A 13,663-nucleotide genomic window follows, 5' to 3' on the forward strand; every position below is an offset into this window, starting at 1 on the left:
AATCTTCACGTATGCGATCGTCGATGGCTCGCAGGCGCTTGTCTACGACACGCATATTTCGCTGCCTCACGCGCGCTTCATCAGGCAGACGCTCGAAGACATGGGCGCAACATCGATCCGAGTCGTGCTCAGCCACTGGCATGACGATCATATTGCCGGCAATGAGGTGTTTCAGGATTGCGAGATTATCGCCAACACGCTCACCGCCTCGGCGCTCGCGAACAACCGGGCTGAGATCGAAAGCGGTGTTCCACCGATCAAGCCTCTCGTGCTGCCGAACAGGACCTTCGCAGGCAGTCTTGACCTCGCCGTTGGATCGATCGCCGTCGAACTGCGTCAGGTCGAAATCCACAGCCATGACGGCACGGTGCTGTTCATGCCCGAAACCGGCCTGCTCCTGGCGGGCGACACGCTGGAGGATCCGATCACCTATGTCAGCGAGGCGGATCGGCTGGCGCAACATCTGGTCGATCTCGAACGCATGGCCGGCTGGTCGATAGACCGCATCTTGCCCAATCACGGCTCGCTCGAAGCGATTGAGCGAGGCGGCTACGACAAAGGCCTCATCGCCGCGACGCAAGCCTACGTTCAAAAACTGCTTCGCTGCCGGCGTGAGCCTGATCTTGCGAAGCAGGATCTGAAAACCTGCGGCGCCGACATATTCGCCACGGGCGCGGTCGAGTACTTCGCGCTGTACGAGCCCGTCCACCGGCAAAACGTCGAGGCCGTTCTCGCAACCGGCACCGATCGCTAAGCAAGGAAAGGCCGCGCCAAAAGCTCGAGGCCAAGCAAGATCAGGAAAATAAGAAACCAGCGCCGGAAGGTCGCCGGGCTGATCCGCTGCCGGAGCAACTGTCCGAGCCACATGCCGAGCAAGGCCGGCGCAACCGCCAGCGACGACATGGCGACATGCCCGACCTGGAACGCGCCGTGCGAGGCAAGGCCGGCAGCGAGCGCGATCGTCGACACGGTGAAGGACAGGCCGAGCGCCTGGATCAGATCGTCACGGCTCAAGCCCAGCGCCTGAATGTAAGGTACAGCGGGCACGACGAACACGCCGGTGCCGCCGGTGACGATGCCGGTAAGGAAACCGACGATGGGCGACGACCAGCGCTCGGCTGACGCGGGAACCGTCAACTGCCGCGCCAGCAGCGTATAGACGGCATAGACGATCAGCGCCGCCCCGAGGCCGGCCGTCGTCCATTTGACATTGTCGCTGGCCAGCAGCCATGAGCCGGCCAGCGTGCCGGCGACGATGCCGACCATCATCAGCCACAGCCGCCTGAGGATCCATCCGAAGCTCGGGCCGGCAAACAGCTGCCAGATATTGGTGACGAAGGACGGCACGATCAGCAGCGAAGCCGCGGCGACCGGCGGCATGATTGTGCCCAGCAGCCCCATCGCCAACGTCGGCAGTCCCATACCGGTAACGCCCTTGACGATGCCGGCCAGCAGGAAGGTCACCGCAATGGTTGCCGTTAGGGCCAGGGAAAAATCAGCCGAAAGATCAGACATCGCCCTTCATGGGAAGACGGCGCCCGCCGCAAAAGAGCCAGAACTCTTCGGTTGGGGTGACAGAGGCTGCGGCGAAAAAAAGCGGCGCCTCGCGGCGCCGCTTTCGTCTCGGGAGGAGACGCTTTCAACCTTGGGCGTTGTGACGCCGCCCTCTTGATCACGCGGCGTTCTTGGCCTCGATCTGCTTGGCGTTGGCCGAAGAGGCGGTAATCGCGATCTTGCGCGGCTTCAGCTCCTCGGGGATGTTGCGCTTAAGGTCGACGAAAAGCAGGCCGTTCTTCAGGGTGGCGCCGACGACCTCGACATGGTCGGCAAGCTGGAAGCGGCGCTCGAACGAACGCGAGGCAATGCCGCGGTAGAGCAGCTCGGAGCCTTCGCCATTGCCCTCTTCCTTGCGCTCACCCTTGACGGTCAGCACGTTGCGGTGGGCTTCGATCGAAATCTCTTCGTCCGAGAAGCCGGCAACCGCCATCGAGATGCCATAGGCGTCCTCGCCGGTGCGCTCGATGTTGTAGGGCGGATAGGTCTGCGCGCCATCGGGCTGGGCCAGCGAGTCGAGCATGGTGAACAGGCGGTCGAAGCCGACGGTCGAGCGATAGAGCGGGGAAAAATCAACGTGACGCATGAGGTGTTCTCCTGTTGAGCAACATGTTTGCGTGTGGCCGGTGCGAAACCCTGGAAAGGCGTTTCGGGTGGACCAGCAGCCCCGACATCGGCGGCTGCATCCGACATTTGGGGAGCGCAAAAGCGCATTTCAAGGATTTTTGAAGAGCGCCAATCGAGGCGTCGATGAACGGCAGATGAACCGCTGCTTCGGCGCCCGTTCAGCCGGCCGGCGCTAGAGTGCCCCCAGGATAAAGAACCAGGCGGCGCCGGATGAAAGCGCCGCGACGAGGCCGACCGGGTGTAACGTCCCTTCCTCCCGGATCGACAGAGGCCGGAAGCACGCCGCCGCAGGCTGCTTCCGGCCTTGCTTGTTGTTCGTCCGCCCCCTTGGCGTCCTCCCTTTGCTTTTCATCCATTGGCGTCTATCACCATGCCGACGCCCTGCCGGGTGAGACACCACGAAGACGCAAGCGCCTAATGACGGATCTCTTCCATCCCACGCCAGGCAATCCGCCGCCGCAAAATGTCGCCGGCGGCTTTTTCACCACGCGCGACGGCAAGAAGATCCGCTACGGCCTGTTTGCCGCGGTCACCCGGCCGCTGAAAGGCACCGTCGTGCTGCTGCCCGGCCGCAACGAGTGCATCGAGAAATATTTCGAAACCATCCGCAACCTGACCGACCGCGGCCTCGGCGTCGCCACGCTCGACTGGCGCGGCCAGGGCGATTCCGACCGGCTGATCGCCGACCCGCAACGCGGCTATGTCCGCTCCTTCTACGATTACACCGGCGACCTCGAACAGTTCTTCGAGGACATCGTGCTGCCCGACTGCCGCGGCCCGTATTACATCCTCGCCCATTCGATGGGCGCCGTGATCGCGCTGCTCGCGGCGCCGTCGATGGTCAACCGGGTGCGTCGAATGGTGCTGATTGCGCCTTTCCTGACGGTGCCCGACTCGCCCGTGTCGGCAAAAATGGCGCGCCGCGTCTGCTCGGTATTGTGCTTTCTCGGCTTCGGTCGGCTCTACGCCGCCTGGGGTCCGCGTCCCAGGGAAACCCTGCCCTTCGCCCTCAACAAGGTGACATCGGACCCCGGGCGCTATCAGCGCAACACGAAAATCTACGAGCACTATCCGCAACTGGCGCTCGGCGGGCCGACGATCCGCTGGCTGCAGGCGGCAATCAAGGCAGGCGAAGCCATCAGCGAGCCCGACTTCATGGCCAGGATCCAGGTGCCGCTGCTGATGATCGCCGCCGGCGCCGATCAGGTCGTCTCGACCAAGGCCGTGGAAGCCTGCGCCAGGCGTTTGCGCCTCGGCTCGCTGCTGATGATCGATGGCTCGAAACACGAGATCCTGCAGGAGGCCGATGTCTATCGCGAGCAGTTGCTCGCCGCCTTCGACGCCTTCATACCCGGCAACGACGACCCCACAGCCTGATGCCACCGGCGCTGCATGTTGCGGCGCCTTGAGCTTGCGCCTGCTGACAGCCTTCTGTCAGGAGCAGCGTCGGCAGCACACAAAGAGCTAAAGATTCTGACAGCCGGTGCCGCCCCGGAATGCTCATCTCTCCGTGTCGAACCGAACGCCAAGGAGATGACGTCATGACCGAGAAAACCTGCGCTGCCTGCGATTGCCAGCTGGACGCCAATCCGATCCGCGTCAAGGTCGGCGGCAAGACCGTCGAGGTCTGCTGTGAGGAATGCGCGATTGCGCTGAACGAAGCCGGCGCATCAGTGGCCGGCGCATCAGTGGCCGGCAACGGGGAAGCCTGAGCGATGCGCCCCGATCATGCAGCGGCGGCGCAATGCCTCGCACATCAGCCGACAACTCAAACCGCGACGTTCCGGCGGTCCTTGCGGACACAAGGCATCGCGGCGGCCAACTGGATCGGCCGTCAACTGGAAAGGCGCCGAAGCCGCCTTGCCTTGCTCGAAATGACCGACGAACAGCTCAAGGACATCGGCCTGTCGCGCAGCCAAGCTCACTGCGAATACATGCGCCGTTTGTGGGACTGAGCCATGGCCGTACGAAGGGCCCGACAGGTGAAGTCTCCTGACAGGTTTGGACAAGCCAATCGCCTAATGTGCCGGAGCAGCTTTCGGCGCAAGGGTAGAATGCAACGGCCATGTCTCAGCTCACCATGTCGCAGTTCACGGTACAGACGCTTCTGGACACCGGCACCGTCAGGGTGAGGGATGTCCTCTGCAGCGGCGAATGCCGGCACAAGAGCGAAGAAGAGTGCACCGCTGCCACGCATCTTGTGTTTCCCTATCGCGGCGTCTTCGTGCGCCATGTCGGCCGCAACGATGCGGTCGCCGAAGCCAACCAGTTGTTGTTCTTCAACAACGCCGAAGGCTACCGGATCAGCCATCCCGTCGAGGGTGGCGATTCCTGCCTCGATCTCGTTGTCGAGGAGGCGCAACTGCAGGAGCTGACGCCGAAGGAGCAGTTGCGCTCGGGCAGCGCCGTGGCGTTTCGTCGTCAGCGCCGCCGCATCGACCCGCGGGCTCAGGCGCTGGTGGCGGTGCTGCGCTACAGCCTGAGCCGCAACATTGCCGAAACGCTGGAGGCCGAAACCCTGGCGCTGACGCTGGTGCGGCGCTCCCTCGGCGAGAGCACCTCGCATGCCGCCGGCGCCAGCGCTGGCCGGCAGAAGCTGGTCGATCGCGCCAAGCTCGTCCTGTCCTCGGATCTTTCGCGGCGCTGGACGCTGGCCGAGATCGCCGCTGAAGTCGGGGTATCACCGGTTTATCTCACGCAGGTTTTCCAGCAGGTCGAGGCGATGCCGCTCTATCGCTACCATCTGCGCCTGCGGCTGGCGCGCGCGCTCGACCTGCTTGGCCGCTACGACAATCTGACCACGCTCGGCCTGGACCTCGGCTTCTCCAGCCACAGCCATTTCAGCTCCGCGTTCAGGCAGGTCTACGGGCGAACGCCGGCGGAATTCCAGCGCTCGATCAAGCCGCGCTGATCGGGTCGACTATCAGCCCCGCAGGGCTGCCATTGCAGCCGCATGAAGCTCCGGCGTTGCGGCGGCCAGGATGTCGCCGCCCTTTTCCGCCGGACCGCCCTCGAATGTGGTGACGACGCCGCCGGCCTTTTCGATGATCGGGATCAGCGCCACGATGTCGTAGGGTTTCAATCCGGGATCGGCGACGATGTCGACGCTGCCCGAGGCAATCATGGCAAAGGCGTAGCAATCGGCGCCGTAGCGGGCGAGCTGGATCTGTTCCTCGAACGCGTCGTAGCGGGTGCGCGCCTCGCCCTTGAAAAGCGCCGGCGTGGTGGTGAACAAGGTCGCCTCGTCAAGCTTCGTCCTCTTGCGGGTCGACAGCTTCCGCGGCCCACCGGGGCCTTCGTAGTGGGAGCCGGAAGCGTTGGCGTAGAACAGCTCGCCGGTGAACGGCTGCGCCATCATGCCGGCGACGGCGTCACCGTCGACCGTCAACCCGACCAGCGTTCCCCACACCGGCAGGCCTGAGATGAAGGCGCGGGTACCATCGATCGGATCGATCACCCAGACATGCCTTGAGGAGATGTTTTCGCTGCCATGTTCTTCGCCAAGGATACCGTGATCGGGATACTCAGCCGAGATCAGCGCCCGAATGGCGCGCTCGGCCTCGCGGTCGGCCTCGGTGACCGGGTCGAAACTGCCTTTTTCCTTGTTGGCCACGGCGCCCTGTGCGCGGAAACGCGGCAAGGTTTCAGCCGCCGCTGCTTGCGCGATCCGGCGCATGAAATCGATGCTGATGTCCACGTGATTCTCCCGCATTACAGAGTGCCAACCCGGTCTGCCGGCACTTTCCCGCCAAAACAAGCCGGTTTATCGATTTATCAGAGACATCAGCGTTGCTGAAATGTCACACATCGGGACCATCGAAACGCATTTTCACATCAGAGTGAATTAAAAAAGCGTGGGATCGATTGACATTTGTGCATCGCACAATAAATTTGTTCTCGGACAGGTTTTCCTGTCCATGCCCTCCTTGGGCGTTTCCTCCCTAGACTTCGACCGTGTCGTGCAAACGATGCGGTCTTTTTTTACGCTGCGGGATGGCCAGCGCGGGATTGCATGAACAGCCGCCGCTCCGGCGTCATTCGGCGGCCAGCGGCAGGTCGACGAAGTGGTGGTCGGGCATCGCCATCAGGTCGGCCGAAAAGCGCGCCATATCGTCGGCCAGCGCATCGAAGCCGGCCGATTTCTGGAACGTCCGCTCATTCATGTAGAGGCCGCGATTGACCTCGATCTGCAGCGCATGCAGATGGCGCGCCGGCCGGCCGTAATGCTCGGTGATGAAGCCGCCTGCATAGGGTTTGTTGTGCGCGACGGTGTAGCCCATGCCGATGAGCAGGCCGATCGCCGTCTCGGTCAGGGCCGCCGTGGCCGAGATGCCGAAACGGTCGCCGACGATGAAATCCGGCCGCAGGCCGCTGTCGCCCACCCTGATGCTCGCCGGCATCGAATGGCAGTCGATCAGCACGGCATAGCCGAACCTGGCATGGGTTCTGGTCAAAAGCCGCTTCAGCGTCTCGTGATAGGGTTTGTAGACCACCTCTATGCGCTGGACGGCCTCCGCCAGCGGCAGACGGCCGGAATAGATGTCGAGCCCCTCGCCCACCAGCTTGGGCACGGTGCCGAGCCCGCCGGCGACGCGCGCCGAGCGGATGTTGCAGAAGGACGGCACCGGCTCGGCGAACATGCGCGGGTCGAGTTCCCAGGGTTCGCGGTTGACGTCGAGATAGGCGCGCGGAAAATTCGCCGCCAGCATCGGCGCGCCCAGCGCCACCGCGCTGCCGAACAGCTCGTCGACATAGCAATCCTCGGAGCGGCGGATGGCGTTCCGGTCGAGCCGCGCCATGGCCAGGAAGCGGTCTGGATAATAGCGGCCGCTATGCGGTGAGTTGAAGACGAAGGGAACGCGCTGCTCGGCGCCCGATCGGATTTCGAAGGGTGGAACGACCGAAAAATCTTCGGCTGCCGTCGTCAATTTGAACGAACCCGGAAACAGCAATGCATCATGATGGGAAACTGCCACCTCATCGGCCGCATGTCCAGCATTTCGGCATGTCAGGAACCGCGTCAAATCAGGATTAATGCCGCCAACGTTCACTTGATGTTTACCGTCAGCTCCTCATATACAGGATGGTTAACGGGCTTGCCGGACGGCAGGCTTGGCTGGGGTGACTCGGACGGGACAAGATGGCACGCATTCTGCTGGCGGAAGACGACGACGACATGCGCCGGTTCCTGGTCAAGGCACTGGAGCGGGCCGGCTACCACGTCAGCGATTTCGACAATGGCGCCAGCGCCTACGAGCGGCTGCGCGAAGAACCTTTCTCCCTGCTGCTGACCGATATCGTCATGCCGGAGATGGACGGCATCGAACTCGCCCGCCGCGCCACCGAGATCGATCCCGACCTCAAGGTGATGTTCATCACCGGTTTCGCGGCCGTCGCGCTCAACCCCGATTCCAAGGCGCCGAAAGACGCCAAGGTGCTGTCCAAGCCCTTCCACCTGCGCGATCTCGTCAACGAGGTCGAAAAAATGCTGCAGGCCGCCTGAAGCGCGCACAGTGTGATCTCGCCGCTTCGTCGGCGGCGCGACAAAACGAGCCTTTCTTTCCCTTTTCCGGCTATTGACGCGCTGGACCAAAAATGGTGTATGCGCGGCTTCGGATGGGCGTGTAGCTCAGCGGGAGAGCACTGCATTGACATTGCAGGGGTCACAGGTTCAATCCCTGTCACGCCCACCATCCTTTCGATCACTTGGCCAAGCCCGTTTTTGGCGCACCCCTTCGACAACTTAGCCGGTAAGGCGGCCACCGCTTGTGGCAGCCGCCTCGTGTTTGTGGACATTCTAATGCATGGCGCTCAAAAGTGGCCCCGGTTTTGAGACAACGACATGCCTAAAAACAAAGACCTAAAGCGCGTCGCCTGAGTCCGTTCAAACGGGACGCGCTTTAGACGTGGTGCGGGCTTAGCGTCCTTGAAGGCGCAGGCTCGATGCCGTCCTCCATAAGAATATCCTTCTTGCGAGCGAACGCGACGAAGACGCCTCGTGCTGTCTCGGGTTCCACATCGCCAATCAGAGCGGCTTTGCAAGCGCGAATAGCAGCTCTCTGCTCCGGGCTGTTGCCACACCATTCGGATGCGAATTGATAGGCATCCGCGACCGTGTTGAGTTGGCGGGGAAAGCCCAATCCCACCCACACCCGGACCGGCTTTTCAAAAGGTTTCGATAGCATCATGACCTCCTTTCCTAATGCATGTCACCCAGAAGTGTGCCACGGGTCTGGGACAACGACATGCATCAAAACAAAGACTTAAAGCGTGTCGCATGAATCCGTTTCAGCGCGACGCGCTTAGGCAGTCACTCCTCCGCCTTCGCCACCTCTGCCCATCATCCACGGCATTGTCGTGGATACTTCTTCAAGGATTCTGGCTGCTTTCGCAAAACCGCTGAACGCTTCTCTGGCTGCGGAAAGCGGATAATCGCTATCGAAAGCTCGCTGGCAGGCCCGCAATGCGGTTTGGTGAATGGGGCCGCGCCTGTCCTTCGGCCATTCATAGAGGAACTCCAGAGCGTCCTCGAGACACGTGATTTCCTGAACAAGGTTGTCGCCGCTTTTCACGAAAACGGCGCTGTCAAACATCCGATCGTTCATATGATCCTCCAAATTGAACGAACCATTGAGTTTCATGGTTTGCGCGGTCCAGGCCAACTGCAGGCGCGCGACAGAGGCGCGCCAGTACGTCCTGCAGTGATCATCTTCGTTTCTCCGCAATCACAGCCTCCCGGCCGGAACCGGGAGGCGGACCCGCAGTTCAAAGTGTGACAGATCGACAGGATTACGCGGCTTTACGCGCGCGGTCCGTGTCTTGCGTGATCTGAGTGGCGGCCGTCGGCGTGTCGCCGACGCCGATGCTGATGCGGCGCGGTTTCAGCTCTTCGGGAATCTCACGGACGATGTCGATCGAGAGGAGGCCATTCTCCAGTTTGGCTGCCTTGATCTTCATGTGGTCGGCAAGCTTGAACGTCTGCCTGAAACTGCGATAGGCGATGCCCTGGTGCAGCAGCTGGCGTCCGCTCTGATCATCAGCTTTCTGGCCTACCACGACCAGTTCGGGTCCATGCTGGGTCAGCTCAACCTCATCCTGGCTGAAGCCTGCGATGGCCATCGAGATACGGTAATCGTTCTCGTCGACCTTCTCGATGTTATAGGGCGGCCAGTCTGGACGCGTGCCGCTGTCGAGCATGTCGAAAAGCCGGTCGAAACCGACGGTGGTCCGATAGAGGGTATCAAAGGTTCTCATAGCCACATCCTCCTTGAAGCAACATGGGTACAAGGGCGCCGCCCCAGCGGCGCCGCCATTTTTTGCCGAGCCTTATGGCCTTGGCGGAAATCGAATTAGGAGGCGCCCCAAATGAGTTCAAGAGCATCTCGAATTTTTTTTAGTAGCATCCTTCGCATCGACGGAAAGCGAAATCTGAGTTTCTACGGGACCTTCCCTTCGAACAGTCGAACAGCCCCTTGAAGTACAGATCCGGCGGGAAGTTTTCGCGCGATCTGCGCGACCGCATCGTCTACTGCCCCGCCGTCCCGTTTCGTATTCAAATGCCGGCCAGCAAGGAACCGGGTAGCGGCCTTCCGATCCGTAAATCCACCCTGTCGGGGCGAAACGTCCCGGCACGTGCCGGGACGTTTCTGGCTCGCGGATCACTGTGGCCGCGGATCGGGCCTGTCGGGCTTGTCATGAGGGGTGTTGTTGCCTTCACGGCACGGTGTGCCGATGCCGCAGCATTTGCCGTTGTAGGTGACACCGGGCTTGGTCTTCTCGCATTCCCTCGGCGGTGCCGTCTGACACCCTGCCAGCACCGAAACCGCGATGGCGGCGAGAAATGCGTTTCTTGAAGTGATAAACATTGACGTTCTCCTTGATGGACCGTGTTTGCTACACACCGCTTGGTCGCGGGCGGCAGCGAAATGGTTCAAGGAAAATTGGAATCAGGCCGCGCCGAGGCGGACATCACCCTTCTCAATATGGGTGAGAAACCACGCATATGTCTGTTCCAATCCATCGCGAAGCGCGTAGCGCGGGCGCCATCCCGTCGCAAACAGCCGCGAAACATCCATCAACTTGCGCGGCGTGCCATCTGGCTTGGTCGTATCGAAGGCGATATCAGCCTCGACGCCGGCGACCGATGCGACGGTCTGGGCAAGCTCGGCAATGGTGACATCCTCGCCCGAACCGACATTGACGTGGCTGTCGCCGGCATAATTCTTCAACAGCCAGACCAAGGCATCGGCGGCGTCGTCGACATGCAGGAATTCACGCCGTGGCGTGCCCGAGCCCCAGACCTCGAGGCTGTTGCCGCCGCTCAGCGCCAGTGCATGCGCCTTTCGCATCAGGGCCGGCACGACATGGCTGGACTGGAGATCGAAATTGTCGCCAGGACCGTAAAGGTTGGCCGGCATCGCCGAGATGTAGTCGACGCCATGCTGGCGCCGATAGGCCTGGCACAGTTTGAGCCCGGCGATCTTGGCGATCGCATACCATTCATTGGTGGGTTCGAGCGGACCGGTCAGCAGCGCGTCTTCCCTGATCGGCTGCGGCGCGAGCTTTGGATAGATGCAGGACGAGCCGAGAAACAAAAGCTTGCCGACCTCGCTGCGAAAGGCGCCGTCAATGACATTGCCCTGCATAACCAGGTTTTGCTGCAGGAAATCGACAGGGAACCGGTCATTGGCCAGGATACCGCCGACTTTGGCGGCCGCCATCACCACCGCATCCGGCCTGTGCTCGGCCATCCAGCGCCGCACCCCTGCCTGGTCGAGCAGGTCGAGCCTGTCGCGCGATACGGTGAGTATCTCGCAGTCCTCGCTCGCCAGCCGGCGCACGACGGCCGAACCGACCATGCCACGATGCCCGGCGACGAAGACACGCTTGCCCTTCAGTTCAAATGTCGCGTCCATCGGCCTGCCTCACGCAGAACGGCTGTTCTGCCGCGTGCCGCCGGCGGTGCGCGCCAGATCGGCCTGCACCATTTCCGCCACCAGATCCCTGAAGCCGGTCGTGTGCGACCACCCCAGCCTGGCTTTGGCCTTGGCGGAGTCGCCGAGCAGCAGGTCGACCTCGGTCGGCCGGAAATAGCGCGGATCGATGCGCACCAGGACAGTGCCCGAACCGGCATCGACACCGACTTCATCGACACCCTCGCCTTGCCAGCGGATGGTGCGCCCGGTCTCGGCAAAAGCCAGTTCGACGAATTCGCGCACCGAATGCGCCTCACCGGTCGCCAGCACGAAATCGTCGGCTTCGCTGTGCTGCAGAATGCGCCACATGCCCTCCACATAGTCGCGCGCATGGCCCCAGTCACGCCTGGCGTCGAGATTGCCGAGATAGAGCGTGGCCTGAAGGCCGTGATGGATCGAGGCGACGGCCCGCGTGATCTTGCGGGTGACGAAGGTTTCGCCGCGTGTCGGGCTTTCGTGGTTGAACAGGATTCCGTTGGCGGCGAACATGCCGTAAGCCTCGCGGTAGTTGACCGTGATCCAGTAGGCGTAAAGCTTGGCCGCGGCATAGGGCGAGCGCGGATGGAAGGGCGTCGCCTCGCTTTGCGGGACCTCGCGCGCCTTGCCGTAAAGCTCCGACGTCGATGCCTGATAGAAGCGCACCGACTTCTCCAGGCGCAGGATGCGGATCGCCTCGAGCAGCCTGAGTGTTCCCAGCGCATCGGCATTGCCGGTGTATTCCGGCGTCTCGAAACTCACCTGGACATGACTCTGGGCGCCGAGATTGTAGATCTCACCGGGCTGTGTCTCCTGCACCAGGCGAATAAGGTTGGTCGCGTCGGTCAGGTCGCCATAATGCAGGAAGAAACGCGCACCGCGCTCGTGCGGATCGACATAGATGTCGTCAACGCGCTCGGTGTTGAACGAGGACGAGCGGCGTTTGACGCCATGGACAATATAGCCCTTCTGCAGAAGCAATTCTGCGAGATAGGCCCCGTCCTGCCCGGTAACCCCGGTGATGAGCGCCACTTTTTCCGTCATTGCCGCTCCGTCCGCATCCAATCCCGGCAACCGAATACAGATTTGGCGCGAGAACGCAAATCCCCCATACGGGGGACAGGTTTCAGCCAGCGATTGTGTCGTTCTCAGGCACCTGCAACCGCGCAGAAATGCTTCATCCTGGCCAGCGCAAGCTCGGGATCGGCGAGCAACCCTGCCTGGTCGGCAAGGCGGAAGATGTCGGCATAGTGCAGGATGCCGCGCGCCGACTGCATGCCGCCGACCATGGCGAAATGGTCCTGATGGCCGTTGAGCCAGGCAATGAAGACGATGCCGGCCTTGTAATACTCCGTCGGCGCCTCGAAGATCTTGCGCGACAACGGCACTGTCGGCGCCATCAGCGCGTCAAAGCCGGCGCGGTCGCCGTCAGCCAGTTTCGCGAGCGCCGCACTGGCGACCGGCGCGATGGCGTCGAATATGCCGAGCAAGGCGTGCGAGTGCCGCTTCCCGTCGCCGGCAATCAGTTCGGGATAGTTGAAATCGTCGCCGGTGAACATGACGACGCCTTCCGGCAACCGGTTGCGCAAGGCAACTTCCTTGCCGGCATGGAGCAGGGAAATCTTTATCCCCTCGACCTTGCCGGCATGACGCTCGATGATGGCGACGACGGTGTCGAGCGCGGCCTCGAAATTGCCGCTGCCCCAATAACCTTTCAGTGCAGGATCGAACATGTCGCCCAGCCAGTGCAGGATGACCTTGCCGGATGCCTGGCTGAGGATGCGATCGTAGACCCTGATATAGTCGTCCGGACCCTTTGCGACCGCTGCCAGCGCCCGGCTGGCCATCATGATCGCCTTGCCGCCCTCGCCTTCAATGAAAGCGAACTGCTCCTCATAGGCGGCGATCACATCTTCGAGTGATCTCGAATTGGCCGGCGCCAGATGATCGGTGCCGGCGCCCGAGGCGAGGTCTGCGCCTTCGACGCTGCGCGCCTCGGCGATCGAGCGCCGGATCAATTCCTGCGCATTCGCCCAGTCGAAACCCATGCCGCGCTGCGAGGTGTCCATCGCCTCGGCGATGCGGAAGCCAAGCCGCCACAAATGATGCCGAAACGCCATCGTCTTGTCCCAGTCGACCGCAGGCTTCGACCAGGGGTCGGTCATCGCGAAAGGGTCGGCGACGACATGGGCCGCGGCATAGGCGATGCGCGGGAAAACTGCACCGATTACGGGCTCGACCGGACTGCCCGCGAGCTTGTAGCTGACGCGGCCGCCATTCTGCGTAGGCAGGGTGATATCCATGGCAACCTCCGTTTTCGGCACCCTATAAATGGAACGTTCCAATAAATCAAGGAACTTTATGATTCCGGCGATTGAACTGGGCCAAACGTTGAAGAAGGCTAAGAGTCCTTGCTAGGAACCACATTCATCACCTTTTCGATCTCCGCAAGAATCCCGATTGACTCTCGTTTGGCAGAGTGATTAGAACGTTCCAATAGATTTTCTCATTCAGGCGGAGGAAACCACCGA

17 protein-coding genes and 1 tRNA gene are annotated in these 13,663 nt (G+C 61.9%); 7 read left to right on the forward strand and 11 right to left on the reverse strand.

Annotated elements, in window-relative coordinates:
* Positions 1-754, forward strand: a 754-nt coding sequence (locus tag NKJ64_RS17665; protein WP_352463048.1) for an MBL fold metallo-hydrolase, incomplete at its 5' end; no start/stop codon positions are given.
* Here the strand turns inward: NKJ64_RS17665 and NKJ64_RS17670 are convergent.
* Together NKJ64_RS17670 and NKJ64_RS17675 are read right to left on the reverse strand one after the other, a co-directional pair.
* Positions 751-1,515 (reverse strand): sulfite exporter TauE/SafE family protein, encoded by a 765-nt coding sequence (locus NKJ64_RS17670; RefSeq protein WP_023701029.1) that lies wholly within the window; start codon positions 1,513-1,515, stop codon positions 751-753. The genes NKJ64_RS17665 and NKJ64_RS17670 overlap by 4 nt on opposite strands.
* 157 nt (positions 1,516-1,672) lie before the next feature.
* Positions 1,673-2,140, reverse strand: a complete 468-nt coding sequence (locus tag NKJ64_RS17675; protein ID WP_352463049.1) for an Hsp20 family protein — start codon at positions 2,138-2,140, stop codon at positions 1,673-1,675.
* 458 nt (positions 2,141-2,598) lie between these two features.
* Between NKJ64_RS17675 and NKJ64_RS17680 the strand changes: the two genes are divergently transcribed.
* The 4 genes from NKJ64_RS17680 to NKJ64_RS17695 all read left to right on the forward strand — a co-directional run bounded on the left by NKJ64_RS17680 (position 2,599) and on the right by NKJ64_RS17695 (position 5,092).
* On the forward strand, positions 2,599-3,558 hold the full coding sequence (locus tag NKJ64_RS17680; protein ID WP_352463050.1) for an alpha/beta fold hydrolase: 960 nt from the start codon (positions 2,599-2,601) through the stop codon (positions 3,556-3,558).
* A gap of 164 nt (positions 3,559-3,722) precedes the next feature.
* Positions 3,723-3,893, forward strand: a complete 171-nt coding sequence (locus NKJ64_RS17685) for a hypothetical protein (RefSeq protein WP_023683236.1) — start codon at positions 3,723-3,725, stop codon at positions 3,891-3,893.
* 3 nt (positions 3,894-3,896) lie between these two features.
* The gene (locus NKJ64_RS17690) at positions 3,897-4,136 is read left to right on the forward strand and encodes a DUF1127 domain-containing protein (protein ID WP_023683235.1); all 240 of its coding nucleotides are present in this window, start codon (positions 3,897-3,899) and stop codon (positions 4,134-4,136) included.
* A 125-nt stretch (positions 4,137-4,261) separates the two neighbouring features.
* Positions 4,262-5,092 (forward strand): helix-turn-helix domain-containing protein, encoded by an 831-nt coding sequence (locus tag NKJ64_RS17695; protein ID WP_023683234.1) that lies wholly within the window; start codon positions 4,262-4,264, stop codon positions 5,090-5,092.
* Positions 5,093-5,104: 12 nt separating this feature from the next.
* Here the strand turns inward: NKJ64_RS17695 and hisN are convergent, their stop codons facing one another.
* Together hisN and NKJ64_RS17705 are read right to left on the reverse strand one after the other, a co-directional pair.
* Complete coding sequence (hisN, locus tag NKJ64_RS17700; protein WP_023683233.1) at positions 5,105-5,878, reverse strand: histidinol-phosphatase; 774 nt, start codon at positions 5,876-5,878, stop codon at positions 5,105-5,107.
* A gap of 337 nt (positions 5,879-6,215) precedes the next feature.
* Positions 6,216-7,157 (reverse strand): N-formylglutamate amidohydrolase, encoded by a 942-nt coding sequence (locus NKJ64_RS17705; protein ID WP_023683232.1) that lies wholly within the window; start codon positions 7,155-7,157, stop codon positions 6,216-6,218.
* Positions 7,158-7,321: 164 nt separating this feature from the next.
* On the opposite strand from NKJ64_RS17705, the gene cpdR reads away from it, so the two are divergent.
* Both cpdR and NKJ64_RS17715 read left to right on the forward strand, forming a co-directional pair.
* A complete protein-coding gene (gene cpdR, locus NKJ64_RS17710; RefSeq protein WP_023671195.1) occupies positions 7,322-7,684 on the forward strand; it encodes a cell cycle two-component system response regulator CpdR in 363 nt (120 codons plus the stop codon).
* A 115-nt stretch (positions 7,685-7,799) separates the two neighbouring features.
* Positions 7,800-7,874 (forward strand) — tRNA-Val (locus tag NKJ64_RS17715).
* A gap of 207 nt (positions 7,875-8,081) precedes the next feature.
* Here NKJ64_RS17715 and NKJ64_RS17720 read toward each other — a convergent pair.
* The 7 genes from NKJ64_RS17720 to NKJ64_RS17750 all read right to left on the reverse strand — a co-directional run bounded on the left by NKJ64_RS17720 (position 8,082) and on the right by NKJ64_RS17750 (position 13,435).
* A complete protein-coding gene (locus NKJ64_RS17720) occupies positions 8,082-8,369 on the reverse strand; it encodes a DUF982 domain-containing protein (RefSeq protein ID WP_031197745.1) in 288 nt (95 codons plus the stop codon).
* Positions 8,370-8,483: 114 nt separating this feature from the next.
* A complete protein-coding gene (locus NKJ64_RS17725; RefSeq protein ID WP_023683230.1) occupies positions 8,484-8,786 on the reverse strand; it encodes a DUF982 domain-containing protein in 303 nt (100 codons plus the stop codon).
* Positions 8,787-8,970: 184 nt separating this feature from the next.
* The gene (locus tag NKJ64_RS17730) at positions 8,971-9,435 is read right to left on the reverse strand and encodes an Hsp20 family protein (RefSeq protein WP_023671192.1); all 465 of its coding nucleotides are present in this window, start codon (positions 9,433-9,435) and stop codon (positions 8,971-8,973) included.
* A gap of 404 nt (positions 9,436-9,839) precedes the next feature.
* Positions 9,840-10,046 carry a hypothetical protein gene (locus NKJ64_RS17735; protein ID WP_023710933.1) on the reverse strand — a complete coding sequence of 69 codons (207 nt, stop codon included), beginning with the start codon at positions 10,044-10,046 and terminating at the stop codon, positions 9,840-9,842.
* 81 nt (positions 10,047-10,127) lie between these two features.
* Positions 10,128-11,096 (reverse strand): GDP-L-fucose synthase, encoded by a 969-nt coding sequence (gene fcl, locus NKJ64_RS17740; protein ID WP_023755029.1) that lies wholly within the window; start codon positions 11,094-11,096, stop codon positions 10,128-10,130.
* Positions 11,097-11,105: 9 nt separating this feature from the next.
* Positions 11,106-12,176, reverse strand: a complete 1,071-nt coding sequence (gene gmd, locus NKJ64_RS17745) for a GDP-mannose 4,6-dehydratase (RefSeq protein WP_023755030.1) — start codon at positions 12,174-12,176, stop codon at positions 11,106-11,108.
* Positions 12,177-12,280: 104 nt separating this feature from the next.
* Entirely contained in the window at positions 12,281-13,435 is a 1,155-nt protein-coding gene (locus NKJ64_RS17750) for a dihydrodipicolinate synthase family protein (RefSeq protein WP_023755031.1), read from the reverse strand.
* Positions 13,436-13,663: the final 228 nt, after the last annotated feature.

It is taken from the genome of Mesorhizobium sp. M0062 (genome assembly GCF_040323125.1).
In the GTDB taxonomy this organism is placed as follows: Bacteria; Pseudomonadota; Alphaproteobacteria; order Rhizobiales; family Rhizobiaceae; genus Mesorhizobium.

Coding starts and splice junctions, on each gene's coding strand:
- NKJ64_RS17670 (WP_023701029.1), bottom strand. CDS start 1,515: ATGTCTGATCTTTCGGCTGATTTTTCCCTGGCCCTAACGGCAACCATT.
- NKJ64_RS17675 (WP_352463049.1), bottom strand. CDS start 2,140: ATGCGTCACGTTGATTTTTCCCCGCTCTATCGCTCGACCGTCGGCTTC.
- NKJ64_RS17680 (WP_352463050.1), top strand. CDS start 2,599: ATGACGGATCTCTTCCATCCCACGCCAGGCAATCCGCCGCCGCAAAAT.
- NKJ64_RS17685 (WP_023683236.1), top strand. CDS start 3,723: ATGACCGAGAAAACCTGCGCTGCCTGCGATTGCCAGCTGGACGCCAAT.
- NKJ64_RS17690 (WP_023683235.1), top strand. CDS start 3,897: ATGCGCCCCGATCATGCAGCGGCGGCGCAATGCCTCGCACATCAGCCG.
- NKJ64_RS17695 (WP_023683234.1), top strand. CDS start 4,262: ATGTCGCAGTTCACGGTACAGACGCTTCTGGACACCGGCACCGTCAGG.
- cpdR (WP_023671195.1), top strand. CDS start 7,322: ATGGCACGCATTCTGCTGGCGGAAGACGACGACGACATGCGCCGGTTC.
- NKJ64_RS17720 (WP_031197745.1), bottom strand. CDS start 8,369: ATGATGCTATCGAAACCTTTTGAAAAGCCGGTCCGGGTGTGGGTGGGA.
- NKJ64_RS17725 (WP_023683230.1), bottom strand. CDS start 8,786: ATGAACGATCGGATGTTTGACAGCGCCGTTTTCGTGAAAAGCGGCGAC.
- NKJ64_RS17730 (WP_023671192.1), bottom strand. CDS start 9,435: ATGAGAACCTTTGATACCCTCTATCGGACCACCGTCGGTTTCGACCGG.
- NKJ64_RS17735 (WP_023710933.1), bottom strand. CDS start 10,046: ATGTTTATCACTTCAAGAAACGCATTTCTCGCCGCCATCGCGGTTTCG.
- fcl (WP_023755029.1), bottom strand. CDS start 11,096: ATGGACGCGACATTTGAACTGAAGGGCAAGCGTGTCTTCGTCGCCGGG.
- gmd (WP_023755030.1), bottom strand. CDS start 12,176: ATGACGGAAAAAGTGGCGCTCATCACCGGGGTTACCGGGCAGGACGGG.
- NKJ64_RS17750 (WP_023755031.1), bottom strand. CDS start 13,435: ATGGATATCACCCTGCCTACGCAGAATGGCGGCCGCGTCAGCTACAAG.